The sequence below is a fragment of the Paenibacillus sp. YPG26 genome (assembly GCF_023704175.1).
Lineage (GTDB): Bacteria > Bacillota > Bacilli > Paenibacillales > Paenibacillaceae > Fontibacillus.
This window is the reverse complement of record NZ_CP084530.1, coordinates 1,606,897-1,633,497: the sequence shown is the minus strand read 5'-3', so window position 1 is coordinate 1,633,497 and position 26,601 is coordinate 1,606,897. Positions and strand designations below refer to the sequence as shown.

The 26,601-nt window shown below is 51.5% G+C and carries 21 protein-coding genes; 1 reads left to right on the top strand and 20 read right to left on the bottom strand.

Annotated elements, in window-relative coordinates; translation table 11 throughout:
• Nucleotides 1–118: 118 nt before the first annotated feature.
• The 13 genes from rsmB to LDO05_RS07500 form a co-directional block, all read right to left on the bottom strand.
• Complete coding sequence (gene rsmB / locus LDO05_RS07560; RefSeq protein ID WP_251378236.1) at nucleotides 119–1,570, bottom strand: 16S rRNA (cytosine(967)-C(5))-methyltransferase RsmB; 1,452 nt, start codon at nucleotides 1,568–1,570, stop codon at nucleotides 119–121.
• Nucleotides 1,567–2,508 (bottom strand): methionyl-tRNA formyltransferase, encoded by a 942-nt coding sequence (gene fmt / locus LDO05_RS07555; RefSeq protein WP_251378235.1) that lies wholly within the window; start codon nucleotides 2,506–2,508, stop codon nucleotides 1,567–1,569. The genes rsmB and fmt overlap by 4 nt, the downstream gene beginning before the upstream one ends.
• 8 nt (nucleotides 2,509–2,516) lie before the next feature.
• Entirely contained in the window at nucleotides 2,517–3,059 is a 543-nt protein-coding gene (gene def, locus LDO05_RS07550; protein ID WP_251378234.1) for a peptide deformylase, read from the bottom strand.
• 740 nt (nucleotides 3,060–3,799) lie between these two features.
• Complete coding sequence (priA, locus tag LDO05_RS07545; RefSeq protein ID WP_251378233.1) at nucleotides 3,800–6,358, bottom strand: primosomal protein N'; 2,559 nt, start codon at nucleotides 6,356–6,358, stop codon at nucleotides 3,800–3,802.
• On the bottom strand, nucleotides 6,358–7,578 hold the full coding sequence (gene coaBC / locus LDO05_RS07540; RefSeq protein ID WP_251378232.1) for a bifunctional phosphopantothenoylcysteine decarboxylase/phosphopantothenate--cysteine ligase CoaBC: 1,221 nt from the start codon (nucleotides 7,576–7,578) through the stop codon (nucleotides 6,358–6,360). The genes priA and coaBC overlap by 1 nt, the downstream gene beginning before the upstream one ends.
• Nucleotides 7,579–7,656: 78 nt before the next feature.
• Nucleotides 7,657–7,887, bottom strand: a complete 231-nt coding sequence (gene rpoZ / locus LDO05_RS07535) for a DNA-directed RNA polymerase subunit omega (protein ID WP_251378231.1) — start codon at nucleotides 7,885–7,887, stop codon at nucleotides 7,657–7,659.
• A 55-nt stretch (nucleotides 7,888–7,942) separates the two neighbouring features.
• Nucleotides 7,943–8,515 (bottom strand): guanylate kinase, encoded by a 573-nt coding sequence (gene gmk, locus LDO05_RS07530; protein WP_251378653.1) that lies wholly within the window; start codon nucleotides 8,513–8,515, stop codon nucleotides 7,943–7,945.
• Nucleotides 8,516–8,528: 13 nt separating this feature from the next.
• The gene (gene remA / locus LDO05_RS07525; RefSeq protein WP_005548256.1) at nucleotides 8,529–8,789 is read right to left on the bottom strand and encodes an extracellular matrix/biofilm regulator RemA; all 261 of its coding nucleotides are present in this window, start codon (nucleotides 8,787–8,789) and stop codon (nucleotides 8,529–8,531) included.
• A 51-nt stretch (nucleotides 8,790–8,840) separates the two neighbouring features.
• The gene (locus tag LDO05_RS07520; RefSeq protein ID WP_251378230.1) at nucleotides 8,841–9,728 is read right to left on the bottom strand and encodes a YicC/YloC family endoribonuclease; all 888 of its coding nucleotides are present in this window, start codon (nucleotides 9,726–9,728) and stop codon (nucleotides 8,841–8,843) included.
• Between the two features lie 35 nt (nucleotides 9,729–9,763).
• Nucleotides 9,764–11,659, bottom strand: coding sequence for a bifunctional homocysteine S-methyltransferase/methylenetetrahydrofolate reductase (locus tag LDO05_RS07515; protein ID WP_251378229.1), 1,896 nt, complete (start codon nucleotides 11,657–11,659; stop codon nucleotides 9,764–9,766).
• Nucleotides 11,660–12,389: 730 nt separating this feature from the next.
• A complete protein-coding gene (locus tag LDO05_RS07510) occupies nucleotides 12,390–12,779 on the bottom strand; it encodes a hypothetical protein (protein WP_251378228.1) in 390 nt (129 codons plus the stop codon).
• 837 nt (nucleotides 12,780–13,616) lie between these two features.
• On the bottom strand, nucleotides 13,617–14,450 hold the full coding sequence (dapF, locus tag LDO05_RS07505) for a diaminopimelate epimerase (RefSeq protein WP_251378227.1): 834 nt from the start codon (nucleotides 14,448–14,450) through the stop codon (nucleotides 13,617–13,619).
• 69 nt (nucleotides 14,451–14,519) lie between these two features.
• On the bottom strand, nucleotides 14,520–17,315 hold the full coding sequence (locus LDO05_RS07500) for a calcium-translocating P-type ATPase, SERCA-type (protein ID WP_251378226.1): 2,796 nt from the start codon (nucleotides 17,313–17,315) through the stop codon (nucleotides 14,520–14,522).
• Between the two features lie 179 nt (nucleotides 17,316–17,494).
• Between LDO05_RS07500 and LDO05_RS07495 the strand changes: the two genes are divergently transcribed.
• Nucleotides 17,495–19,261 (top strand): Rqc2 family fibronectin-binding protein, encoded by a 1,767-nt coding sequence (locus LDO05_RS07495; protein WP_251378225.1) that lies wholly within the window; start codon nucleotides 17,495–17,497, stop codon nucleotides 19,259–19,261.
• Between the two features lie 84 nt (nucleotides 19,262–19,345).
• On the opposite strand, the gene LDO05_RS07490 is transcribed toward LDO05_RS07495, so the two are convergent.
• From LDO05_RS07490 to LDO05_RS07460, 7 genes are all read right to left on the bottom strand, one after another.
• Nucleotides 19,346–20,212, bottom strand: a complete 867-nt coding sequence (locus LDO05_RS07490; protein WP_251378224.1) for a PHP domain-containing protein — start codon at nucleotides 20,210–20,212, stop codon at nucleotides 19,346–19,348.
• A 30-nt stretch (nucleotides 20,213–20,242) separates the two neighbouring features.
• The gene (locus LDO05_RS07485) at nucleotides 20,243–21,148 is read right to left on the bottom strand and encodes a selenium metabolism-associated LysR family transcriptional regulator (RefSeq protein ID WP_251378223.1); all 906 of its coding nucleotides are present in this window, start codon (nucleotides 21,146–21,148) and stop codon (nucleotides 20,243–20,245) included.
• A gap of 112 nt (nucleotides 21,149–21,260) precedes the next feature.
• On the bottom strand, nucleotides 21,261–21,698 hold the full coding sequence (locus LDO05_RS07480) for a hypothetical protein (protein ID WP_251378222.1): 438 nt from the start codon (nucleotides 21,696–21,698) through the stop codon (nucleotides 21,261–21,263).
• 350 nt (nucleotides 21,699–22,048) lie between these two features.
• Entirely contained in the window at nucleotides 22,049–22,312 is a 264-nt protein-coding gene (locus LDO05_RS07475) for a YlbG family protein (protein ID WP_251378652.1), read from the bottom strand.
• Nucleotides 22,313–22,355: 43 nt separating this feature from the next.
• Nucleotides 22,356–22,796: a YlbF/YmcA family competence regulator gene (locus LDO05_RS07470; protein ID WP_251378221.1), complete on the bottom strand. Its 441-nt coding sequence runs from the start codon at nucleotides 22,794–22,796 to the stop codon at nucleotides 22,356–22,358.
• Nucleotides 22,797–22,893: 97 nt separating this feature from the next.
• Nucleotides 22,894–24,816, bottom strand: coding sequence for a helicase-associated domain-containing protein (locus LDO05_RS07465; RefSeq protein WP_251378220.1), 1,923 nt, complete (start codon nucleotides 24,814–24,816; stop codon nucleotides 22,894–22,896).
• A complete protein-coding gene (locus tag LDO05_RS07460) occupies nucleotides 24,813–26,522 on the bottom strand; it encodes a DNA repair helicase XPB (RefSeq protein ID WP_251378219.1) in 1,710 nt (569 codons plus the stop codon). The genes LDO05_RS07465 and LDO05_RS07460 overlap by 4 nt, the downstream gene beginning before the upstream one ends.
• Between the last annotated feature and the right edge of the window lie 79 nt (nucleotides 26,523–26,601).

Here is a 26,601-nt window from a genome sequence, read left to right as displayed (position 1 = left end):
CTGTTCTATTTAAATTAAGCACCAGCTTATATTCATTCTTCCCATTTTATCATAAACACTGTTCACACTAAAGTGCAAAACCCGCTGGAAAGTTCCAGCGGGGATGCCTTCTGACATATTAACCTAGTTTGACAAGCCGGGCAATATAAAATCCGTCCGAATGATAGTCCTGAGGCAATATTTGTATTCCGGCACCTTCTCTAAGCTTCCCGGCTTCGAGCCGTGCCAGGCTGCCCGGTTGATCCGAAGCTTCGGCGAACTCGGAATGCTTGCCCAGAAAAGCCTTTACAACGAGCTCATTCTCTCTCTTCTCTACGGTACAGGTGCTGTAGACAAGAATACCGCCCGGCTTTAGCAGACCGGCTACTTCATCCAGAAGCTTGATTTGGAGCTCTGATATCTCATCGATATCCTCTGGCTGCTTGGCCCATTTCAAATCAGGCTTCCGCCGGATCACGCCCAGACCTGAGCATGGAGCATCCAACAGGATCCGGTCAAAAGATTCAGGCGGATACTTGCCTGCAAGCTGCAGGGCATCCCCGGTTGTTGTCCGAACCGTGTTCAGCTCAAGCCGGGACGCTTGATCCTCGATCAGCTTCGCCTTATGAGGATGGACATCGTTAGCGATAATCTCTCCTGCTCCGCCCAGCTTCTCTGCCATGTGGCAGGACTTACCGCCCGGGGCCGCGCAGCAATCCAGAATTCTCATTCCAGGCGCCGGATCAACGGCTTCCGCCACCAGCATCGAGCTCTCATCCTGAATGGAGAGATACCCTTCCCGGTACCAATCCGTAAGTGCCATATTGCCACCGCTTCGTAGAATAATGCCGTCCTCCGATACCCGAGAAGCCTGGGCATCGAGTCCTTGGGCCCGCATGTCCTCCATAAGCTCATCCCTGCTGATCTTTGTCCGGTTCACCCGCACACTGACCGAGGGCGGCTCATTGTTCGCTCTGCAGATGGCTTCAGCCTCCTGCTCACCATACTGCTTGATCCAGCGGCCGACCATCCATTCGGGATAGGCGTACTCCAGAGCAATCCGCTTAACCGGTGGAAGACCTTCCGGAAGCCGCAGTTCATCCTTGCGGCGAAGCACATTTCGCAGAACACCATTGACCATCCCCGAGATACCCTGATGTCCCTTCTTTTTGGCAATATTCACTGCCTCATTAACCGCCGCATGTGAAGGAACTCTATCCAAATAATGCAATTGATAGAAGCTCAGCCGAAGCAAATTGCGTACCCAGGGCTCCAGCTTCCTCAGGCCCTTGGCCACAAACTGATTCAGAAAATAGTCGATCGTCGACAACCGGGAAATGGTACCATATACGAGCTCCGTAGCAAGTCCCGCATCCGGCCCGGATAATCCGCTTCTCTGCAATGCCCCGTTCAACTGGAGGTTGCTGTACGCTCCCCCTTCTTCAACCTGGGTAAGCACCTGGAGAGCCACCTCACGAGCGGTGGCGGGCTTGGGCGGCCGGGTATTCCCAGGTCCTTTAGCTTTATGGCTTCCGCTGCGGCTTACCGGTGCGGAATGATTCTTCCTGCCGCTTTCATTAGAGCTGCTCAAGAGAAAACCTCGCCTTTCTTCAGAACGCCGCCGCGCAGAAATTCAGCTGCATCCATCGCCTTTTTGCCGGCTGGCTGTACTTTAGTTAGAATAACCGACCCGTCTCCCGTCTTGACTTCGATGCCTCGATCTGTGAAATCAAGCACCGTGCCCGGAGCCTGGTTCCCTCCAGCTGGCGCTCTGTCAACAGGCTTTGCGACCTCCCACACCTTGAACACCTCGCCATTCCACAGCGTGAATCCGCCTGCAAAAGGTACCAAGCCCCGCACGCGATTATAAATCGCACGGGATGAATCCGACCAAGAGATCCGCTCGTCCTCACGGGACAAGTTCTTGGCATACGTGGACTCTTCCTCAATTTGTGGCGTCCGGGCAGCCCGGCCTTTAATCACCAAGGGAAGCTGTTCCTTGAGAAGGGCTGCGCCAGCCAGACTCAGCTTCTTGAACAATGTACCTGAAGTGTCCTCATCTTCTATCGGTACCACGGACTTCGCAATCATATCCCCCGTATCAAGGCCTTCAGCCATATACATCAGGGTGATCCCTGTCTCCTTCTCCCCGTTGATGATGGAACGCTGAATCGGCGCTCCCCCCCGGTACTTCGGCAGAAGCGAGCCATGAACGTTCAAGCACCCGTATTGCGGCAGATCAAGCACCGCCTTGGGCAGAATCTGTCCATAAGCAGCTGTTACGATCACATCAGGCTTATAAGCGGCCAGCTCTTCAACAGCCTCTGGACTCCTCATCCGCTGAGGCTGCAGCACTGGCAGACCATGACGGAGGGCCGCCTCCTTGACGGGTGTGGGCGTAAGAATCTTTTTCCGACCCTGAGGACGGTCTGGCTGTGTAACAACCGCGACTACATTGTACCCTTCAGTCAATAGTGTCTCCAATGAGGGTACAGCAAAATCAGGAGTTCCCATAAAAACGATGTTCATCGACCCGTTCACTCCTTCCCTTGATCAGGCTCCTGTACCCCTGAGGTCTGGGCTTGTGCCTGTTCTTGTTCAAATTCCTCTTCTTCCTCTGGTGGTATCTCATAATAATTCTCAGCTAGCTCTGTATATAAAATACCGTTCAAATGATCAATCTCATGTTGAAAAGCGCGAGCCAGCAGCTCAGTCCCTGTAATCGTAATCTCCTTGCCCTTCCGGTTGAACCCTTTCACGGTTACTTGATTCGCCCGGCGAACATCCCCGCGATAACCGGGAATACTCAGACATCCTTCAGGCCCAAATTGCTCCCCTTCCGAGGCAACAATTTCTGGATTAATCATCTCGATCAGCCCGTTGTCATCCCCCACATCAATGACAATAACTCTTTTCAGCACACCTACCTGCGGAGCCGCAAGTCCAACACCTTCCGCTTCGTACATCGTATCTGCCATATCTGTCAGCAGCTTACGAATTGCAGGTGTAATCTGTTTCACTTCCTCTGCTACCTGATGCAGCACCTCATTCGGTTCGAGTACAATCTCTCTAATCGCCATAACGCACCATCCTTTATTGTTCATAGGCCACAAAGCCATTCTTCCGTTCGTGTAGCACGCTAGGGTGCCGGATCATTCTTCCAGTCGAGAAGCACGGCTACGATGACGGATCATTCTTATGATCGTGGAGCACGCTGCGATGACGGATCATTCTTCCGATCATGGAGCACGCTGCGATGACGGATCATTCTTCCGATCGCTGTTGTCTCTAAATTTCCTGATCCTAATATTCAATGGTAGAAATTTAGAGACAAAGGCGAACGCTGACGCTTCTATAGAACGATTCCGTCCTCTCCGCTAGTTCCATCTATATGCAAACAACTCAAAACACTCTAATCTCTGCTGCGCAGCAAAGCGCATCTCAAAGAGACAATGTCTCGCACCACTAAGCTCCGGACCTCTGACTCAGCACTCCTGCCTTCCCGTAAACCCGCTCCTCCCTAAAGGACAGCGCGCAGTGAACACTGATTTCTAACCGTTAAGCGGGCCCCAAAGGGGCGGCAAGCGGCTCCTTGCACCTAATATAACCCTCCAGCTTCTACAGCCCCTCCATAGCGACCTTTCCAGGTAACTAAACCCTATCAACCAGGTAGCGGGTCCCGAAGGGACGGCAAGCGATTCAACCGCCATAGCCACAAGACACGCCTCTACCGCTCCATCGTTCGTCGGCAGGGTGTCCAGAGGGCAAAGCCCTTGGGGCCCTCCCTTGGAAGGGAGGGTTTGGGAGGGTTCGAACCACATCACATTAGCATCTGCGGATCCACGTCAATACTAATTTGCAGGGAGGCATCCTTCAAATGCTCCAGCGTCAAATTGCTCACATCCCGCACCAGCTGAACCGCATCAATCGCTCCGCGGTACTTCACCATACACTGGAAGCGGTAGCGGTTCTTGATTCTCGGTATGGGTGAAGCGATAGGTCCAAGGATATCAAAGGCATCCGAGGTGAACCGGTCCAGTCCGCCGAACCAGCCCTTTTGCTGGGCCTTCCCTCTAAGATCACTCACGAAGTTCTCAGCCATCCGCACAAGAATCTGCAGATTCTCATGAGTCATGGTAACCAGAATAAGCCTGCAATAAGGCGGGTATCCCAAGGTTCTACGGTGCTTGAGCTCATCCCGTACAAAAGACAGATAATCATGCCGGCTGGCATGGATAATGGAATAATGATCTGGTGTATAGGACTGGACGAACACTTCCCCTGGGAGATGGTGCCTGCCTGCGCGGCCCGCCACCTGAGTCAGCAGCTGGAAGGTCTTCTCCGCCGCCCTGAAATCAGGAAAGTTCAGGGAGCTGTCCGCAGCGATCACGCCAACCAGAGTAACGTCAGGAAAGTCCAGCCCTTTGGCAACCATTTGGGTGCCCAGCAGAACATCCGCTTTTTTCTCCCGAAAAGCATTCAGCAGCTTCTCATGTGATCCCTTCTCTACCGTCGTATCCACGTCCATCCGGATCACGCGGATCCCCGGGAAGAGCTTGGCAAGCTCCCCCTCAACCCGCTGGGTGCCCGTACCAAAGTACCGGATATGCTCGCTGCCGCACTCCGGACATACGGAAGGAGCGGCCTCCGCATAACCGCAGTAGTGACAGCGAAGATTGTTAGACTTCTGATGATAAGTCAGGGAGATGTCGCATTCAGGACAACCTGCCACATAACCGCAGGTCCGGCACATCACAAAGGTGGAGAACCCCCGCCGGTTCAGGAACAGTACAGTCTGTTCTCCCCGCTCCATTCTAGAGACAATACCTTGATGCAGATCACGGCTGAACATAGACCGGTTCCCATCCTTCAGCTCCTCACGCATATCAACAATCCGAACTGCGGGCAGTTCGCTTCCGGCTGGCCTCGACTTCATTTCAAGCAGAACCGGAGCAAAATCATCGCTAGCCTGCGACCTTGCCGCATGATAGCTTTCGAGTGAAGGCGTTGCGGAACCAAGGATTACAACCGCTTCGTGCTGGGCAGCCCGTCTCACAGCCACATTACGTGCATGATACTTGGGCGTCTCCTCCTGCTTATAGGACGTCTCATGCTCTTCATCCATGACGATAAGACCCAAGTTTGGAAAAGGCGCAAACACCGCCGAGCGCGCCCCAACCGCCACTTCCACTTTACCCTCGCGGATTTTGCGCCATTCGTCATAGCGTTCTCCGCCGGACAGACGGCTGTGAAGAACAGCGACCTTGTCACCGAATCTGCCTTTGAACCGCTCGACCATCTGAGGGGTAAGGGAGATTTCAGGCACAAGCACGATCGCCTGCCGTCCCTGGGAAATGCATTGCTGAATCGCCTGCAAATACACCTCCGTCTTGCCGCTGCCCGTCACCCCATGCAGCAGGAAGACACCGTGCTCATGACTATCCAGACGACCGGCAATATGGTCAAAGGCCACCTGCTGCTCTGGCGTTAACGCCAGTGGAGCCGTCGGCTTGAAACGGCGATCCTTATATGGATCGCGGAATACTTCCACATCCTCAATCACGGCAAAGCCTTTCTCTGCTAACTTCTTCACCGTCCCTGCCGTAACCCCAAGGGTGGTGAGCAGCTCCTGCATCCCGATCGGAATCTGGACCTCAAGCAGAAAGGCAAGTACTTCACGCTGCCGGCGCGCCTGCGCTGTGAACGAAGCCAGCGCCGCTGCCGCTTCTTCCCCTGTGACCGCAGCAGATACAGTTTTTACCGTCTTGATTCTAAGCTTGTCTTTGATCGCCTGGCTCTCGGTGAGCACGCCGCGCTTCATAAGCCCCTTAATCAATGCCCCGCGGCCGGGATACCGAGCATCCAGATGAGAGAAGGTGACCGGTCCCGCAGCTTTGACGTATTCTATAATTTCAGCTTCTTCCGCAGGCTGCAGCAGTGACAAAGAGAATAACCCATCTGTCTCCGTTACACTCTCCACCGGGCCTTCCGGCTCCTCCCCGGAACGTTCGTCCGGCTCCACATAGCTGATATACCGCTCTGCTTTCCCTTTCAAGGCTGATGGGATCATTGCCTGAAGCGAGGAAATGGTGCTGCACGCGTATTCCCGGCTCATCCACTCCGCAAGCTCTACAAGATCCGGCGGCAGCGGCGGCAGATGATCGAGCAGCTCCTGAATCTTCCTCATCCTGGACCTCTCGAGACTTGATTCACGCGCAAGCGAGATCACGAATCCTTGAACGGTTCTACGCCCAAAAGGAACAGCAACCCGGCTTCCTACTTCAATCCAATCACGCATGCTGTCAGGTATTATATAATCAAAAGGCCGGTCGGTCTCCCTGCTCGGGACATCTACTATAACTTTGGCGATGGTATACATTAATTCAGAGCTCCGGATAACCGTTCTGCAGCCAGCTCCATAATCCGCAGCGCCGCCATTTCTTTAGACATCAACGGAAGGGCCTCTACAAGCCCCTGGCTGTCAAATATGCTGACTACATTGGTATCTGTTCCGAAGCCGGCCCCTTCTTTTGTCACATCATTGGCAACAAGCAGATCACAATTTTTACGAATTAATTTATCCATGGCGTACTTATCCAGATCATTTGTCTCAGCCGCAAAACCAATCAGGAGCTGAGTTGTCTTCATCCGGCCGAGACTCTCCAGAATGTCTACTGTTTTAACAAGTTCCAGTGACATGTGGTCCCCGCTTTTTTTGATCTTTCGGTCGAACTGCTCCTTAGGCCGATAGTCAGCCACCGCCGCCGCTTTCACCACAATGTCAGCCGTCTCCCACACCTGCTCAAGGGCATTATACATATCTTGAGCTGACTCTACCCGAGTATAGGAAATCCCTTGCGGAAGGCTTGCTTGTGTGCTGCCTATAATTAAATGTACGTCCGCACCCATGTCCCGGGCAGCCGCGGCGATCGCGAAGCCCATTTTGCCGGAAGAGTCATTCGTAATATATCTGACCGGATCAATCCGCTCTACGGTGGCTCCAGCTGTAACGATTACTCTCCGGCCTTGCAAAGGCTTGGAAGATAATCTCGTCTGTCTATCAAAAAAAGTCTCCACAATCCGAACCAGGCTCTCCGGTTCTTCCATCCGCCCTTTCCCTACGTAGCCGCAGGCGAGCAGGCCTTCGCCAGGTTCTGCCATCATCACGCCGCGGGCTGCAAGGTCCGCCAAGTTGCGCACGACGGCAGGGTGCTGATACATATGGACATTCATGGCCGGAGCGATCATCACTGGCGCCTGCGTAGCCAGAAGCGTGGTGGACAGCATATCATCGGCAATACCGGCTGACATTTTGGCAATAATATTTGCCGTAGCAGGAGCCACCAGCACGAGATCAGCCCAGTCAGCAAGATCGATATGCGAGATAACGGCGGGGTCCTTCTCATCGAAGGTATCCGTGTACACGGGTCCGCGCGACAAAGCTTGAAGCGTAAGCTCGGTGATGAATCTTGTAGCCGATTCGGTCATGATCACTTTCACTTCCGCACCGCTCTGCACCAGCTTGCTGCACAGCGAAGCCGCTTTGAATGCGGCGATCCCCCCGCTAACGCCAAGTAGAATCTTTTTGCCGGTTAACATCCTAACCCCTCGCTCTCCTTACATATAGAAAAAAATAACAACCTTGCGGTTGTCGTAAAGCGGCCCGAAGGCCAATTATTATTTGTCTAGTCGATCCAATTCCGCCAGGTCCTGGCCATCCCGCTTGATGCGTACGTAGTCGCCATATATTTCTTCCAGCGCGACACCGACTTGTTTGTAGGATTTGGCCTGCTTCAATTCAGAGCCTTCTCCCTCTCTCAGTTGTCTTGCTCTGCGCGAGGCTGCAACTACCAGCGAATATTTGCTGTCTACTTTCTCCAGCATTTTATCAATTGATGGATATAACAATACAGGACACCTCTTCTTTCGGGCCGATTATGTATATACGCCCGGACTATTGGTCTTACTTTCTCACCTTACAATGTTCGGCGACAATAATAGATTCTATTCTTTTGCAGGCCAGATCAATCTGATCATTAACCACTGCGTAATCATAATACTCAAGCAGATTGATTTCGTCCAGAGCCACAGACATCCGGTGGTCAATGGTCGCCTGGTTCTCGGTACCGCGCCCTTGAATCCGGTCCTTCAGCTCTTCCAGAGAAGGAGGCAGCAGGAACACAAATACACCATCCGGGAACTTCTCTTTCACTTTAAGGGCACCTTGAACCTCAATTTCGAGAATAATATCCTTGCCGCTGTTGATGGTCTCTTCTACAAAATCACGCGGAGTGCCGTAGAAATTATCAACATATTGGGCATGCTCCAGCAGCTGATCATTCTCGATCATACTCAGGAACTGCTCTTTGCTTTTGAAGAAGTAATTCACTCCGTGCTCTTCGCCGATTCTCGGCTGACGCGTAGTTGCGGATACGGAATATACAAGCTCCGGTACCTGCTTGCGGAGTGCGCTGCATACGGTTCCTTTGCCGACACCTGATGGGCCGGACAATACAATTAGTAATCCTTTGGCCATTGTTCTCTCCATATTATTCGTCGTTGTCATCGTCTTTCGTGGACAAGCGGTGTGCAACCGTCTCAGGCTGAACCGCCGAGAGGATAACGTGGTCGCTATCCGTGATAATGACTGCACGCGTCCGCCGTCCGTAGGTCGCATCGATCAGCATATGCCGATCCCTTGCTTCTTGAATAATCCGCTTGATCGGTGCAGATTCCGGACTAACAATAGAAATAATCCGATTAGCTGATACGATATTCCCAAAACCGATATTAATGAGTTTAATCGCCATCTTCAGGTTAATCCCCCTATTTACTTGACTCATTCAAGTCGAAACGAATCGTCATTCCATATTCGCCGCTTGTTCGCGAATTTTCTCCAGCTCCGCTTTCATTTCGACAACACGGTTGACTAGAGCCAAATGATTGGCCTTGGATCCAATCGTATTTACTTCCCGGTTCATTTCCTGAATGAGAAAATCCAGCTTCCGTCCAATCGGTTCTCGGGCATGAAGCAGCTCTCTGCACTGCTCAAAGTGACTACCCAAACGGGTCAGTTCTTCATCAACATTGGACCTGTCCGCAAACATGGCCACTTCCATGCTGAAACGCTGTTCATCCATGGTTCCGTCCAGAAGTTCGGACAGCCTCTGCCGCAGCCGGTTACGGTAATCTCCGACCACCGTTGGCGCGAGCCGAACCAGCTCCGAATGAAATTCTTCCAGCTTGGACAGACGCTCCTCCAGATCCTTCGTCAGATGCCGGCCTTCCTTCTCCCGCATCTTGATCAGACCTGATAGAGCCTGCTCCAGACCGCTTATAAGGATTCTCTCCCAGTCTTCGTCAGGATGCAGACCCGTCGGCAGCGCATCCTCACTAACCAGCACATCAGGCATGGCCAGGAGCTGGTGGGCAGTTAATGAATCGTCCACGCCAAGCTGCTCTCCAAGCTGACGGGCCGCATCCAGATAAGCTTTGGCTGCCGAAATGTTCAGAACAAAGGGTCTGGAAGACTCGTCTTCCTTTTCTTTGTTGATATAGACATCAATCCGTCCCCGCTTGATATGACGCTGTACAATACGTTTCAACTCATCCTCATAGCAAGTCCATTCCCGAGGCATGCGGAGCACAACTTCGGAATAACGATGATTGACTGATTTAATCTCAAATTGTATCACATAGCCGCCAAAATGCTGGGCGGACTGACCGAATCCGGTCATGCTTAATGACATCGGCATCACATCCGTTACACTATTGTAATTGATAATTATGAGTGAAACAAGTGGGCCTTATGCTCTTTCGACTTCTCTTTTACATAATTCGTCAAGGTCGCTGTCATCTCATAAAACATAAACGGGGTCATCAAGTATATCCCGTTAAAATGCTCCATTGCAACATCGAGCAGCTCCTTCGCTATCTCAACGCCAACGCGCCGGCCCTCTTCGCCCTGAAGTCCTTCCATACGGCTGCGAACGGAGTCGGACAGCTGTATACCCGGCACTTCATTGTGCAGGTATTCTGCATTCTTCCCACTGGCCAGCGGCATAATCCCGATAAATATCGGGACGTCCAGATGAGCAGTGGCTTCTTTAATAGAAGCGATGAGCTTCACATCATATACAGGCTGGGTCATGATATAGTCGGCGCCTGAAGCAATCTTCTTCTCCAGACGCTGAACGGCTTTATCTAAATGCTTCACATTCGGATTGAATGCGGCTCCGACAACGAAGTTCGCCTTTTGCTTAAGCGGCTTGCCTGAGAAGGCAACCCCGTCATTGAGCTGCTTGATCATTCTGATAATCTCGAAGGAGGTCATATCATACACTGAGCTTGCTCCAGGCAAGTCGCCAAATCTCGCCGGGTCTCCGGTTACCGCAAGGACATGGTCAATACCCAGCGCATCGAAGCCCATTAAGTGCGACTGGGTACCGATTAAATTACGGTCCCGGCAGGCAATATGAATCAGCGGGCGCAGCCCTGTCTCTTTGAGAACCAGGTGGCCAAGAGCCATATTGCTCATGCGGGTGACAGCCAGTGAATTATCGGCCAGCGTAAGGGCGTCAACTCCCGTCTCTTTCAGGGCGGCGGCCCCTTTCATGAACTTTGTAATATCCAGATCACGTGGAGGATCAAGCTCTACGATGATCGTATGACGTTCCTTGACAAGGTCTACGATGGAGGGTCCTTCCGGGCGTCCCGCCGGCACTTCGCGCTCTTCAGCCACATGCTCAGCCACAATCTCAAGCACCGGTTGAACGGAGAGCGCAGCGTTCTCGGCCAGAGGCGCCGGTGTATGCCCCTTCATCACAGCTGCCATTGCAGCAATATGATCCGGTGTCGTCCCGCAGCAGCCTCCAATGAGGCGCGCTCCCAGATCCGCGAAGGAGATGGCGCTTTGTCCGAAATATTCAGGAGTTGCCCCGTAAATATATTCGCCGTCCACATAGTCAGCAAGGCCCGCATTCGGATATACGGATAGTGGAACCTCAAGGGGCCCATTCAGCTTGGCTATGACATCCATGATGCCTTTTGGCCCTGAATGACAGTTGAAGCCCAGAACATCGGCTCCTTCCTGACGAAGAATCGAGAAGGCGTCCATAATGGAATAGCCATCAATCGTTCTGCCAATACTATCTACTGCAAATTGACAGATTACAGGCAGATCACTGTACTTACGGACCATTTCTTGGGCGATCCGAATTTCATCCAGATCAAAGAACGTCTCAAGGAGAATACCATCGACCTTTTCTCCCAGAAGGGCTGATATTTGCTGCTCGTAATAACGCCGCAGCTCTTTGTTGGAGACATTAATCCGCTTGCCGCCGCGGATCGAGCCAACTGTGCCGACTACATAGTTGTCATCTCCAGCCGCTTGGCGCGCAATACGAACGGCGGCGCGGTTAATCTCCTCTACTTTACCTTCAAGCCCGTATTTGGAAAGTTTATAGTAATTCGCCGAGAAGGTATTGGTCTCAAGCACTTGCGCGCCCGCGTCTACATACTGTCTATGAATGTCCCCGATCACCTCAGGACGAATAATGTTCAGCTCTTCAAATGAAATGCCCACCGGGAACCCAAGCTGGTACAAATAAGTACCCATCGCTCCATCGCCGATTAGAACTTCTCTCTTCAGTCTTGCCCTTAAATCTAATTCCGGTTTCATCTAACCATCCTCCAACCTATAGCGGAACAGGTTCCTCTTAATATTCACTATAATGTAACATAAAACGGGCAGGATAGTAAGGTTAAAAGCACGTCACGTTCAATGCATTACTATCGTCTTCATGAATAATCACGGGTACAAGGAAGGGAATCTGATAGTGCAATTAGCCAAATGAAGAACAACCAAGGTCTCCCGCCTATTTCTGCTTCGAGGCATGCAAAAAGTAAGCCGTGCATTCAAAGTCCATATTCTATTTGCGATGACCAGAATAACCAAACGGCAAGCCTCCTAAAGACCGGAGGCTTGCCGTCTTTTGATTTTAAAATCAACACTACATGCTTGGATAACCATCCTTCTTTATAATATCAAATCTGAATCCTACATGGCGATCAGCTGTACCATGATTAACCAAGCTATCACTAAAAAAGCCCGTTTTCCACACTTCGTAATGCCTTGTCATATACTTACTGTAAGCATTTATAACGGTCTTCTTTTGGTCCTAAGGGCATGGTTCACTAAAAGAAGCTGTAGTGGTCCAACTCTGACTAACGTTATACCCAACAGTCGCAGATACTATTGATGCACTAATGGTGACACCCGCATTGAATGAATTACTCACTCCCACAGATTGAGAAAGAGTTAGGGTTCCACCAGAACTTCCTGTTTCTTCTGCAGAAGCAACTACAGACGTCCCATATGTTTCATATTCGTGACTTGGATTTTTTGTATATTAATCCCCTAGTCTAGATGGCTGCACTTTTTCAGAATTCAATTGATCCTTCGCTTCATTTTCAATGAAAGTCACATCCACTACTTTTACCAACTCGTCTCCTGGATCTAACGGTTGTTGACCGCTTGATTTAAGATAACCATTAGGATCTGCTGGGTGATACTCTCTTACGATTGCATTCTTTATCTCAATCTTACCATCTGGTCCAACAAGCCTTATTGTTTGGGGTGTTTCTGATTTTTTAATTAGTACAGGGCTACCGAGTTCTAAATCCTCTTTTGATATTTTCGGTACTGATCCAGATGCTGATGCTTGTTGTGGTCCCAATACTACCACAGCTGAGAACACTAATATAAAAGCTGTGAAAAACAATTTCCCAATCTTCATCATCCATCTCTCCTCAAATAAATTTTGATCGTTTGATCTCTTTAATCATTTCATTTATTTTCCAATAATTCAATATATTTCTACAATTTTTACTAATTTAACACAAATTTATAAATACCTTATTAGTTACATTAGTATAATATTTAACTTTTTCAGCTTAGTACTTCAAATTAGTGATACAAGGCTCATAATTCAATACTTTCAGGTCCTCTGTTTAGCTTGAATTTGATCGGTCAATATCTTTTCAAGCATGTCATTTGCGCCGTCTCTTCCCTACTCTCCCGACTCCTGGCACTCCGCGCTCCCACATAAACTTTGTGTTCCACACTATCCCTTTGAGGCGCCCTTTCGGTATTCTGCTTTCAACGCACTGGTTCTCCTTCCTGTATATACTCAAGACTTACGATTGTTCAGCCCTTCCGCTCAACGAGTTTTTTCTTTTTTTCGGTTCGCGTACTATGGCGACTGCTGACTTCTCACAGCAAGCTTTACTCCGCGTTACTTCACGTATGTGAGATCTCCCCGGGTAAGAGCGATAACTTTCCCCTCGTTTTTCTGCACATTTACATGTCGGAGTTTGGAGAGCATTGGACTTTGCCTTGTCATGCAAGCTCGTCCGCCATGCCTTATATGTGATTTCTGTACGTCAGACAGAGGGTTTGCCTCCGACTTCCTTGAGATTCCGCCTAGCGGCGAACACCCTTGCTTTCAGCTAACAGTTCCTTTCCTACTGCCAAGCCTGTAGCGGAATTTCACCGACTAGTTATCGCCCATGCCGGGCGCACATAAAGCAAGCTGACCCCGCCGTGGCACGAGTCAGCTTGCAAAATACAGTTATTATTATTCGATAGACCCCTGGTAGACTGCAGCTGCAGGCCCGGTCATATAGACATGGTTGTCTTCCGCGTTCCATTCAATGTACAGGTCTCCACCTTTGAGACCGATCCAGGCTGCCCGGTCGGTTACCCCGTTCAGAACGGAGGAGACTAAGGTTGCGCATGCACCCGTACCACAGGCCAGCGTCGGCCCCGCTCCTCGCTCCCATACCCGCATCTCAACGCGGTCACGGGAGGTGACGGTAGCGAACTCCACATTGATTTTGCGAGGAAAGTACGGGTGGACTTCCAGCTTCGGCCCCCATGTCTCCAGATCGAAATGGGGCGCGTCATCCACATAAATCACACAGTGCGGGTTGCCCATAGATACGGCGGTAAAATTAAATTCGCGCCCATCCGCTTCAATCGGATGATCAAGAACCGGATTGCCTTCCAGCGTGGTAGGAACAGTCAGGCCATCCAGAATAGGTTCGCCCATATCCACCCTAACCGTCTGCACAACCCCGTTCACGACCTTCAAGCTAACCGGCTGAACGCCGGCTCCCAGCGTCTCAATCGTAATATTTTCTTTATCTGTTAATTTGTTATCATACACATATTTGGCCACACAGCGGATGGCGTTCCCGCACTGCTCGGCTTCAGAGCCGTCGGAGTTAATAATCCGCATCCGGAAGTCGGCTTGCTCAGATGGCAGAATGAATACAAGTCCATCCCCGCCCACACCGAAGAACCGGTCACACCACTTCACTGCAAGGTCACTCACATTATCCGGCAAATTCTGGTGTCCGTGGAAGACCAGAAAGTCGTTGCCGAGTCCGTGCATTTTTGTAAATTCCATAGCTATCCCTCTCTTTATCTCTCTTATTGAGGTAAGTCTATATTTTTAAGAGAGGGAAGGGTATTCATTTTATGCCCGAATATTTGTACTATTCGCCGGCATAGCGCGGCGCGGACCCGATTTGCGCGGCTTCTTCGTCGACAGCACACTGCCTGCTCCCATCAGGAACGTTGGAATTCCGCCAGCTACAAAGGCAATCGCCCACTCGCGGGGGCCAAGCGCAACAGTCTTGAAGATCGGCTGCAGCGGTTCAATATAGAACACAGCGATCATGAGAAGCAGTGAAGACAGCACGGCGAGCACCAGATATTTGTTCTGGAAGAGGTTGCGATGGAAGATCGACCGTGAGCTCCGGCAGTCAAATACATGGATCAGCTGAGCCAGCACCAGAGTTGCAAAGGCAACGGACTGTGCAAGCATTAACTGCTGCGGACTATCAGGAGCTGCCTGAAGCGTGATCCAGAAGGCTCCGAGTGTACATAGTCCAATCAGGACACCGCGGCTGATAATCTTCCAGCCCAGCCTGCGGGCGAATATATTCTCGCTTGCCCCTCTCGGCTTGTGCTCCATCAGATCTTTCTCAGGTTGATCGACCCCCAGAGCCATCGCAGGCAAGCCGTCGGTCACAAGATTCACCCACAGAATCTGAATCGGCAGCAGCGGCAGCGGCAGTCCCGCCATCATGGCGAAGAACATGGTCAGAATCTCTCCCACATTCGAAGCGAGCAAGTAGCGAATGAACTTCCGGATATTCTCGTAAATATTGCGCCCCTCTTCAATGGCGGCCACAATGGTCGAGAAATTATCATCATTCAGGATCAGCGAGGACGCTTCCTTGGACACATCTGTACCGGTAATGCCCATGGCAATCCCGATATCTGCGGCCTTGATCGCCGGCGCATCATTGACTCCATCTCCGGTCATCGCTACCACGTGGCCTTTACGCTGCAGGGATTTGACGATCCGAAGCTTATGCTCAGGCGATACCCGTGAATATACGTAGATGTTATCGACCTGCTTATCCAGCTGCTCATCGCTCATCACTGCAAGCTGCTGGCCTGTCAGGGAGAGGCCGCCGCGCACAAGAATACCCAGCTCACTCGCAATGGCCTCTGCTGTCAGTCCATGATCACCCGTAATCATCACGGTCTTGATGCCCGCCCTGCGGCAGATGGAGATCGCTTCACGCACTTCCTTGCGCGGCGGGTCGATCATACCCGTCAGACCGACAAAAATAAGCTGGGATTCAACTTGATCCGCTGAGGAAGTATGGTCATGCGGCCTAAGGTCCCTGTAAGCGAGCCCGAGCACACGGAGCGCAGAGCGGGCCATTCTTTCGTTGGCCGCGGCTACCTTTTGCCGGAGTGTCCCGGTGAGCGGCACCACATTCCCTTCCCACAAAATATAAGAGCACCTGTCAAGCAGCATATCCGGCGCGCCCTTGACGTAGGACAGCCGGCCCCCCTGATGACTCACAATAACAGACATTCGCTTCCTGTCGGAGTCGAACGGGAATTCTTGCTCTCTGCTGTAAATCCCGCTTAAGGTCTGCGGGGAGAAGCCTGCCTTGGAAGCAAGGGCAAGCAGCGCTCCCTCTGTAGGGTCTCCCTTTAACAGCCACTGAGTGCCTAAGTCATCCTTGCCCTTCTTCTTGCCCCGCTGTTCCTCGGAAGCTGATTCATAAATCTCCGCATTATTACATAAAGAGCTGATCTGAAGCAGTCTGCGCAGGGAAGACTCCTTCTTGAAATCAGCAGGCTTGCCTTGGTATAACACATATCCTTCCGGTTCATAACCATCACCGGTCACTTCATAGGACCGTCCCTCCAGCCAGACCTGCTTCACGGTCATTTTGTTCTGGGTTAATGTTCCCGTCTTATCCGAGCAGATTACCGAGGCGCAGCCCAATGTCTCGACCGACGGCAGCTTGCGGACGATCGCCTTGCGCTTGATCATTCGCTGCACACCCAGTGCCAGAGCGATCGTTACAATGGCCGGCAGACCTTCCGGAATAGCCGCCACCGCCAGACTCACACCAGCGAAGAACATGCTGCCGGCAGGCTGTCCATGCAGAATACCTGCGAGTACAACAAGGATAGTTAAGCCGAGGGAGAGAATGATCAATATTTTGCCTAACTGCTCCAGACGCCGCTGCAGAGGAGTCTCCTGAGCCTCCGTGCTCTGGATCAGATCCGCGATCTTCCCCATTTCGGTATCCATGCCGGTGCGAATGACCACGCCGACACCTGAGCCGCGGGTAACCATCGTTCCCATGAACCCCAGGTTCTTCTGATCTCCGAGCGGAACCTCAGCGGATGGGATGGCCGAGGTGATTTTGCCGGAAGGGTGGGATTCACCGGTAAGAGCGGATTCCTCGACATCACAGCTGTTCACCTTAAGCCAGCGAAGGTCCGCAGGAATCCGGTCTCCGCTCTCGAGCAGGACAATATCGCCAGGCACAAGCTCCCGGGCGGGAATGTCCTGTACAGTTCCGCCGCGCTTTACTTTCGCATGAGGCGCAGACAGCTGCTTCAGCGCGCGCAGAGATTTTTCAGCCCGAAATTCCTGAATGAAGCCCAGCACTCCATTCAACACAACGATGGCGACAATCGTGATGGCATCCAGATATTCACCGAGCAGCCCCGATACCAGCGTAGCCCCCATGAGAATCAGCATCATGAAATCTTTGAACTGGTTCAGGAACAGAATCAGCGGCGAGATGCGCTTGGCTTCGGACAGTTCATTAGGGCCGCTCTGTTCGCGCCTCCGCTGCGCCTCCTCTGTGGCCAGGCCCTGATTCTGCTCCACGGCGAACCGTTCCAAGAGCTCATCGGCACTCCACTGGTGCCAGTTTTTTTGTTCCATGCTCGTATTTCCCTCCCGTATTTCCCGCGTATTTGGCAGTGTGAGAGCTTTTCCACCCTGTACTAGGGTAAATGTATTCAGACAAGTCCCAAATTATCACCCGGAGGGCCTTAAGTTTTTGCTCCAACTATGGCATCATAGTAAAAGAAGACGCAAGAAAGACAGGAGAATCCACGAATATGGCACTTGATGGAATTGTAACCCGCGCAATTGTGCATGAGCTGCAGCTCTGCGTTGGCGGAAGAATTAATAAAATACACCAGCCCTCCCCGAGCGATATCATCTTCAATCTTAGAGCTCAAGGAGAGAACCGGCGCCTGATTATCTCGGCGAATCCGACTTATCCACGTATTCATTTCACCAGTCAGACTTTTGTCAATCCGCAAGAAGCGCCTATGTTCTGCATGCTGCTTCGCAAGCACTGTGAAGGCAGTGTGATCGAATCCATTACGCAGAACGGCCTCGAGCGGACGATTCAGATTGATGTGCGGCAGCGGGATGAACTGGGGGACATCTCAAGCAAACGCATTATAATTGAACTCATGGGGCGGCACAGCAATATTATTCTTGTAGATCCGGCCACCGGGACTCAGCTCGACGGGATTCATCATGTTACCCCTTCGATCAGCAGCTACCGGGTCGTTATGCCCGGGTTCAGCTATACCGAGCCGCCTCAGCAGCATAAGCTCAATCCGCTCACAGTGGGCAAAGAGACCTTTCTGACGGCCTTCCACGCAGCTTCTGCGGATCTTGCCCTGGATCAGGTTCCGGCCTGGATCGTAAATACCTTCAGCGGGCTTAGTCCGTTGATTGCCCAGGAGATTCATCACCGTGCCGAAGAACGGACGGGAACGCCCGAGGCTCTCTCTGCCAGAACCGATGCTCTTTGGGAGGCTTTCGACAACCTGATGACGTCTGTCCGGGAGCACCGGTATGATCCTGTAACCGGAGTGAATGCGAAGGGGAAGAGCATTTTCTCCGCCATTCCGCTTACCCTGATTCAAGAGGATATCAAGCATTATCCCTCCATCAGCGCCTGCCTTGAGGACTATTACGGGGACAAAGCCGAGCGTGATACGGTCAAACAGAAGGTCAGTGACCTGATCCGCTTCCTGCAGAATGAGCGGACCAAGAATATCAAGAAGCTTGGCAAGCTGGACGAAGACCTGGAAGAGGCCAAAGATGCCGAGCGGTACCGCATTTGGGGTGAGCTTCTGCTGCCCTCCCTTCATCTGATCAAGAAGGGCGACAAAGACATCGAGCTGGTGAATTACTACGACGAGAATCAAGGGATGGAGCGGATCCCGCTTGATCCGCTGTCAACACCATCGGAGAATGCCCAGCGGTATTTCAAGAAGTACAATAAATTCAAGAACAGTCTGGCTGTCATTGACGAGCAGCTGCGCCTCACCCACGAGGAGATTGCTTATGTGGAAGGACTGCTTCAACAGCTCGCGTTCGCGTCACTGAGCGATATTGACGAGATTAGAGATGAATTGATTCAACAGGGATATTTGCGGGACCGCAGCAAGAAGACCCGGAAGAAGAAAAAGAACGACCGTCCAACCCTTCATGTGTACACGTCTTCAGAGGGGATCGAAATCTATGTGGGCAAGAACAACCTGCAGAATGAATATGTGACCAACAAGCTGGCAAGCTCGAATGATACGTGGCTGCATACGAAGGATATTCCAGGTTCGCACGTAGTGATCCGCAGCGCTGCCTTCGGGGAATCTACGCTTGAGGAAGCGGCTCAGCTCGCGGCTTACTTCAGCCAGGCGAAGCAGTCCAGCAGTGTACCGGTGGATTGTACATTGATCCGGCATGTCCGCAAGCCAAGCGGCGCCAAGCCTGGATTCGTCATCTATGATCATCAGAAGACCCTCTACATCACGCCTGACGAAGGACTTGTCAAAAGTCTGAAGAGCGCGGTGAAGAACGGCTAGTATAAGCGCAAAAAATAGAGGTATCCGGCGTGTTCGCAACACCCGGATACCTCTTTGGTCTGCTCAGATCTACATAGCAGCTGCCTAGGGGCGGCCTGCTCTGGCCTGCAGCTGTTCCAGCACGTCAGCCGTTACAGAACGGCTGCCCAGATCTCCATGGAATACCTGTCCCTGACGTACACCGTGATAATCGGACCCTCCAGTCATAAGCAATCCGTATTCCCGGGCCATGCCGCTGTATCTCATCTCTTCCCCAGGGCCATGATCGGAATGATACACCTCAATGCCGGATGGCTGACCTTCCTTAATAATATGACGAACCAGGTCATCATCCCCGTACAAACCTGGATGAGCAATTACAGCTGCCCCGCCCGCTTCCTTGATCCATGCAATGGCTTCCACAGGGCCCACTCTAGGCAGGGACACATAAGCGGCCGCCCCTTCCGCCAAATACTTGTCAAAAGCTTCGCGCAGATCAGCCACTACCCCCTTCCGAACGAGAACATCCGCGATATGAGGCCTGCCGACACTGTCATCAGGCCCTAGCTCCCTCCCCAGTCCGGAGATTACTTCGCTCATGCTTATAGCAATACCCAGTTCATTCAGCTTCTCCAGGATCCGTTCATTGCGCGTCTCTCGCACCGTACGCAATTGTTCAAGCCGCGAACACAATTGTTCATCCTCATACTGTAGGAAATACCCCAGAATATGGACGTCCTTTTCAGATGCGCGGGTGCTAATCTCCACCCCGGGAATCACGTCCAAGCCCGTCTGCTTCCCGGCCTCCATGGCTTCGGGGATACCGGACACCGTATCATGATCGGTAATCGCAAGTCCCGCCAGGCCTTTCTGCTTCGCAAGGCGAACATTCTCAGCGGGAGTATTCATACCGTCGGAGGCCTGAGTATGCGTATGAAGATCATATCGTCCGTTCAAATGTACACTGTTCATAGGGCTCGTCTCCTTCTCACAAGCTTGAATTTAAAGCGGCAGCTTCTGGGCTCTCAGGAAATCCAGAAATGTAACTGCCGAAATGGGCAGCAGCGTTGATTTCAGATGGATGGAATAGAAATTCCGCTTAAATGAAGCATCCTTAATATCTATTACTTTAAGCAGACCCAGAGCTACCTCATGCTTCACGGAGGATGGGGACAGCATGGTTATTCCAAATCCTGCTTCTACCGCTGATTTCACTGCCCCTGTACTTCCCAGATCCATGACCGTCTTCACCAGCTCCAGATCAACCCTAAGCCGGGTCAATTCCTCCTCCATGACCTGACGGGTACCCGAGCCCTTCTCTCGCAGAACGAACGGATACTCCAGCACCTCCTGAAGGTGAACCTCCCTCTGTTCAGCTAACGGATGTCCAGCCGGTACAATCAGCTTAAGTTCATCCTGCATTACGGGCTCCATAACCATATCGGGATGCTGAACTGGGGCCTCTACAAGTCCGAAGCTAAGCTGGTGATGCAGAATTTGCTCCAGAATTTCCGCGGTATTCATGACTTTTAGCACAATATTAATATGCGGGTACTGCTGTCCGAACGGCCCAAGCAGGCGGGGCAGCACATACTCCCCGATAGTCAGACTGGCTCCGAGCTGGAGCCGGCCTTCCAGCATATGTGTGAAGCGGGCCATCGCACTTTCGGTCTCCCGCATAAGTTCAATTCCCCGTTCTGCATAAGGCATAAGGGCTCTCCCGGCCTCAGAGAGCTCGATTCGTTTCGTGGAACGGACCAGCAGCTTGGTCCCGAAGTAATCCTCAAGTGACTGAATCTGCATAGTAACGGCAGGCTGAGTCATATGCAGGGCCTGAGCCGCAGCCGAGAAGCTTCCCTTCTCTGCCACCGTATAAAATATGTGAAGCTGATGATAGTTAAGTGCCATTTGTACCCGTCCTTTCGTGTATCTACAATAGCATGCCAAAGATCACAAAAAAAGACACCCAGGAATCACACTCCTTGTGTCTTATGACTCTTCATCTATATTGGACCTGCATCTATTTGCGCTTACGGCTGTTCTTCATCAAGGTCATACGACGGGAATGGCGCAGCCAGGAATAATAGGATCTCAGATCACGAAGCTCCATAGTCTCCGACATCTTACCTAGGAAAGTAACCACGATCATCTTATGTAACGGATTACCAGCCAGATCAACTTCGCCGGGAAGCTCGGTAAATTCAGCAACGACCACAATGTCATCGTCAATTAAATATACATCCTCTTCCTTCCGGTAGTAAGGGACTATGCGGTCTTGCTTGAGACACTCCCATATCCAGGCTGCAATCTCATCCGATGAGCTTTGACTCTCGGCAATACGGTCATTATATCTGATATTGGCATGATTGGTGATAATAACATCGGCCACTTTCTTGTCTCCGAGCTGAACATAAAAAGCTTCGTAGGTGTTCCATCTCTCCATGATCTTATCTTTCACTACTACACCCCCTACCCTGAATAGGTCTTTGTATCTAAGTATATTTACCCATTATATTACATGAAATCCTACTAAACCACAAGTTACACCTTTATGTCGGTCGAATCGAGTCTAAATTTAGATGTGAAACGCTTTCTTAATATTACGAACATAATTCTGGAATGTTTCTTTTTTCATAATTCTATGAAATTTACGCAGGCTTATTCCTATTTTCATATATTTCACAGAAAATAAAGTCACAGAACATTTAATCATTACCCAGTCTGAACCTGGTGCAACAAAAAAAGCAGAGACCGTGTCTTAAGACACAACCTCTGCATATGCTAAACTTCAATGATAAGCCTATACGCTTACAGTCCGTAATATTGCGTTTTGTCTGGCGCATCCTTGGTGTACTCAGTCTTAATCTCATTGCGGTAAGAACGTTCAATCTTGCGAACATAAGACAGCTTGCGGACGTTCTTCATAATATCTTCGGCCCGGTCTGCGTTCACATACATGACCGCATAGTGCATACGCTTCGACAAGTAATGCACACTTCCGTACTTTTCCAAATTCCTTGCAGCCTTCATATCGCTAACCCAAATAATATAACCCGTACGCTCCTGAAACATGGCGCTCCCTGCCCCGCTTTCTTCCGCAAAAATTTCTGCCAGATTACCCGCAGCTGCACTTACCGCCGCTGCCGCATCCCCCGCCCTTAGGGTTCGGGTCATTACTTGGCACTTTGATGCTGTCCGATACCGCATAAGCTATCGTCTCGGACATCTGATGAAGGAGCCCATCGAGCTCCTTCTCAGCCAGCTTGAACCTGCTCACCGATTCAATCTGCTCGAGTTCCCGCTCCACTTCGGCTACCTGCCCCATTGCCTCGTGATAGTTAGGGTGGAAATGCCCGAAACGCTGGGTCTCTTCGAACAGTTCCTTCTTCGACTCCAGCTTCTTGATCAGAAGCTGTACCTCTGTATCTTTCTCCACCTGCTGCTTCCAATAAAGGTATTCAGCAACACAGGCGGAGCTATTGATCATATCGCCTAATTCATAGGCGTAAGTAAGCATCTCGGCCATATCGACCGTCTTCTTCTCTGATACGCTCATGAAATTCATCCCAATTCTAAGAGTGTTCCACCCAAAAGGTAGACAGGATTATCATATCATAAACGCTATACGATAAGAAGACTTAACCTGTAATACATCAATCCCGAGGAAGCAGCAGCTGCAAGGAGTCCCACTGGGAGCATGTAAGCTCCCGAATCTGGGCAGATGGCAGCATCAGTAATTCGACCTTCCAAGGGCTGCCGCTTAGCAGTCCAAGTGGGAGAGCTTCAATGACCTCCCCGTCCATCCCGAGTCTGATCTTGGTCCGCCATGCCAGCGCCTGCTGGATCAGTGCCTTGGCGGTAGAGGCATGGTAGCTTCTTAATTCCTTGCACCAGGCTTGCGGGATTTCCTCCATACCCGGGAATAGGTCGGCTAACGCCATCTCGGTTACATCCCGTTCATAGATATGTAAAGCTGTGCCGCTGAATATCCATCCCTGTGGTTCTTTTGAGCCATAGCCTAGATAATCATGACCCTTCTCCATGACTTCGTTAAATACATAGTCACCGGCTGCCGGGAAGTCCAGGCTGAATCTCGGATAGGTCAAAGTCGATTCTGATAGGTCTGGCTTCCGCGGAGTCAGATCCAGTTGATTCAGCACTTTGCAAAAGGCCTTCAAATCCTGGTCATGCACAATGAAATGAAGAGGGCCGATTCGCTCAAACCTGATCTGCCCTCCGCTGAAGCTGTTAATGATCTCAGCAGCTTCAGCATCCGTGCAACGGAGAAGCACACGCTGCTCAAGGGATGTCCGGCCAAGCTCCTTCTCCCATTGTCCCAGAGCACTCCGGACATTGTCCGGGATTCCTGAAGCTGCCCAGTTCTCCAGAAATACGGCAATATCTGCGGGATTACGCCCGTGCTCAAGAGCAAGGGCGACAGATTCACGGCTTAACTTATATACCGACATCGCATCATAAGTTACTCCGTGTGCATAGAGCTCCAGCTCCCATCTTGGCAGATAAGGAACATCGCAGGGCACCAGAATCTCAAAATCCGGCTGAACGTAGAACCTGCCTTCAAGTCCAGCCGCGGAATGCCCTGCATCGGTATTGTCAGTACAATTTGTACTTATCTGTTCCTGAAGCCTTGGCCTGTTCCTCCAGCGAAACGCCGTCTCCCCCTCTCTCCCTAGTCCTAAATCTACGAACCCCAAACCGCAGAGCATTTCAAGCCAGCCATGCATGAAGGTGATCTGCACCTCGGCTAGAGGATCTGCAAGCATATGGTGCCTCTGCAGCCAGCTTGTGATATCTTCGAGGGGGTACCATACTCCCTCTTGAATATATTCCGTGCTTAGCGCATAGACGTAATGCTGCAGATTCGGATCCGCAGGAACATAACGTGTCAGAAGCTGCGTGTACACAGCAAGACGCATAGAGGATGGATCAAGCCTTAACCAGCTGTCCGCAGCCGATTCACTTACACTCAAGCTGCCGTTCCTTTCCAAGAGCCCCAGTGCCAACAGCAGATCCAGTACAATCGCTATATTAGCCGGATAGACGTCTCTGTGGGGATAATGAAGCGGCATGTGCCTGAGATCACCCGGCTGGAGCAGGATCAACCCGCCGATCCGGTTTAGAGTCTTCTGATGAATTGTTCCTTTGGCCGTTAGCGGCAGGCCATGCTGCCCGGCCCACACCAGGACCCGGAATAGATCTATCTCAATTCCGGGTCTGCCTTCGCGGTCTAAAGTCACCCTATCCTCAGTCTCTTCGCGCCATGGTACAGGTCCCAGCAGGCTGGCCTGAAGCTTGGGGAACATGCGGCCATTGATGAAATACAGCCTCTCCCCCCAAGTCTTCTTCACGGCGCAGACGACCCCTGTTCTAACCAGGGAGAGAACACCGAGACGCAGCTCAGCTCCACTGATTCCGTCTCTCGCGAGCTTCTCAAGCTGTTCCAGCTTGAAGGGCTGGCCGGCATAACTTTGAATAATCAGACTCAAGGTTAGCTTCCCGAGTTCAGAGGCTTCAAGCCCTGCAGCCCACTCTGTAGTGCCTGATTGAATAGTCACTGTGCAGCCCCCCTCACTCCGCCGCCTTCATCATGCGTGGGAATTACCAGGTATTCGTAACCCTGTTCAATCAGGAACAGCTGTCTTCGCATGGCGAACTCCTCCTCCCGGCTCCCGTCCGAGACCAAGGTATAGAAATAGGCCCGATTGTCCCCTGACTTGGGCCGAAGGAGTCTGCCTAACCGCTGGGCCTCCTCCTGCCTGGAGCCAAAGCTGCCGGACACTTGAATGCCTACAGAAGCATCTGGCAGATCAACCGCGAAATTCGCCACTTTGGACACAATCAATAGGGAGATGCTTCCGCTCCGAAAGGCAGTGAATAATCCGGTTCGCTCCTGCTGTGGCATGTCTCCTGTTATTAACGGAGCTTGAAGCTGATCGGATAGAAGCCTCAGCTGGTCCAGATATTGACCGATTATTAATACTTGTCTCCCTGGGTGGGCGGCGATCAGCTCCTTCACTTTCTCCAGCTTCCCGGGATTCTCGGCAGCTAATCTGAATTTCTGTCTGCCCTCTGCTAACGAATATTTCATTCGAAGCGAATCACTCATGGGTACGCGAATCTCCCAGCACTTCACCTGAGCTATCCAGCCCTCCCGTTCCAGGTCTCTCCATGGCATCTCGTACAGCTTGGGACCAATCAGAGAGAATACGTCCTTCTCACATCCATCTTCACGCACGAGCGTGGCCGTAAGTCCGAGACGGCGAGTCGCCTGGATCTCAGCTGTAACGCGAAAGACCGGGGCAGGCAGCAGATGAACCTCGTCATAGATGATCAGCCCCCAGTCACGCTCATTGAACAGCCTCATATGCTTGAAGCCGTCCTCCTTCTTAGTGCGGTGTGACAGGATCTGATAGGTGGAGACTGTTACCGGGCGGACTTCCTTCCGATCACCCGAGTATTCTCCGATCTCGAGTTCACTCAATGTTGATTTGCTCCTGAGCTCCCCGATCCACTGTCTGACTGAGGTTACATTTGAAGTAAGAATCAGGGTCTCGCACTGAAGCTTGGCCATAGCGGCAAGCCCGATAACGGTCTTCCCGGCACCGCAAGGAAGAACCAGCACACCGCTTCCTCCCCCTATCCCCGGTTCACTTCCTGCAATGGCACTCACACTCTCGTGCTGATATGGCCGGAGCGAGAACTGCTCTCCTGCGGCCAACTGGTCACGGAGCTGAAAGAATAAGTGTTGTCCACTATGGTATCCTGCCTCATCTTGTACCGGGTAACCAAGCCGGGTCAGATCCTGCTTAATTATTCCCCGGCTGCGGACGGGAATGGACAGCTGGGTCGCCGCCGTCCTCTCAAGCGCCAGTCTCTGTATAGGTTCAAGGTGCATAATTTCATCTATGAATTCCGGATATTCACTTTCCAGGACGAGAACTCCTGGTTGTTCCGCAGATAGGCTCATCCTTAGTTTTCCATAACGCGACAACCAGATGGTCAGTTCCTTTAACACCTGATCGGGAACCTTTGACCTGGACAAATCCCGGATGCTGTCCAATATTTCAGCGGCCTTCATCCCCTGAGCTGCAGCGTTCCACATGGATAGAGGAGTAAGCCGGTAGGTATGAAATGAAGCCGGGCTCTTCACCAGCTCTGCGAACCTTGCAAGCTCACGTCTTGCCGCTTCAAAGCCAGGATGCTCCTTCTCAAGAAGTACCGTGAAATCCCGCTGAACCAAGCATGCTCCTGTCCCGTCCATACATACATCCTTTCTTCCGTGTCACGGATTCACTATCCTTCTCAAGCGCAAAGAAGCCCGCAGCTCTGCGGGCTCCCTG

What these genes read in the sequence shown, in the direction of transcription:
- fmt (WP_251378235.1), bottom strand. Translation starts at nt 2,508, where the DNA reads ATGAACATCGTTTTTATGGGAACTCCTGATTTTGCTGTACCCTCATTG.
- LDO05_RS07485 (WP_251378223.1), bottom strand. Translation starts at nt 21,148, where the DNA reads ATGGCACTTAACTATCATCAGCTTCACATATTTTATACGGTGGCAGAG.
- LDO05_RS07520 (WP_251378230.1), bottom strand. Translation starts at nt 9,728, where the DNA reads ATGTCATTAAGCATGACCGGATTCGGTCAGTCCGCCCAGCATTTTGGC.
- dapF (WP_251378227.1), bottom strand. Translation starts at nt 14,450, where the DNA reads ATGGAATTTACAAAAATGCACGGACTCGGCAACGACTTTCTGGTCTTC.
- gmk (WP_251378653.1), bottom strand. Translation starts at nt 8,515, where the DNA reads ATGGCCAAAGGATTACTAATTGTATTGTCCGGCCCATCAGGTGTCGGC.
- LDO05_RS07495 (WP_251378225.1), top strand. Translation starts at nt 17,495, where the DNA reads ATGGCACTTGATGGAATTGTAACCCGCGCAATTGTGCATGAGCTGCAG.
- remA (WP_005548256.1), bottom strand. Translation starts at nt 8,789, where the DNA reads ATGGCGATTAAACTCATTAATATCGGTTTTGGGAATATCGTATCAGCT.
- LDO05_RS07490 (WP_251378224.1), bottom strand. Translation starts at nt 20,212, where the DNA reads ATGAACAGTGTACATTTGAACGGACGATATGATCTTCATACGCATACT.
- LDO05_RS07470 (WP_251378221.1), bottom strand. Translation starts at nt 22,796, where the DNA reads ATGAGCGTATCAGAGAAGAAGACGGTCGATATGGCCGAGATGCTTACT.
- priA (WP_251378233.1), bottom strand. Translation starts at nt 6,358, where the DNA reads ATGTATACCATCGCCAAAGTTATAGTAGATGTCCCGAGCAGGGAGACC.
- LDO05_RS07500 (WP_251378226.1), bottom strand. Translation starts at nt 17,315, where the DNA reads ATGGAACAAAAAAACTGGCACCAGTGGAGTGCCGATGAGCTCTTGGAA.
- LDO05_RS07475 (WP_251378652.1), bottom strand. Translation starts at nt 22,312, where the DNA reads ATGTTTCAGGAGCGTACGGGTTATATTATTTGGGTTAGCGATATGAAG.
- def (WP_251378234.1), bottom strand. Translation starts at nt 3,059, where the DNA reads ATGGCGATTAGAGAGATTGTACTCGAACCGAATGAGGTGCTGCATCAG.
- LDO05_RS07515 (WP_251378229.1), bottom strand. Translation starts at nt 11,659, where the DNA reads ATGAAACCGGAATTAGATTTAAGGGCAAGACTGAAGAGAGAAGTTCTA.
- coaBC (WP_251378232.1), bottom strand. Translation starts at nt 7,578, where the DNA reads ATGTTAACCGGCAAAAAGATTCTACTTGGCGTTAGCGGGGGGATCGCC.
- LDO05_RS07460 (WP_251378219.1), bottom strand. Translation starts at nt 26,522, where the DNA reads ATGGACGGGACAGGAGCATGCTTGGTTCAGCGGGATTTCACGGTACTT.
- LDO05_RS07510 (WP_251378228.1), bottom strand. Translation starts at nt 12,779, where the DNA reads ATGATGAAGATTGGGAAATTGTTTTTCACAGCTTTTATATTAGTGTTC.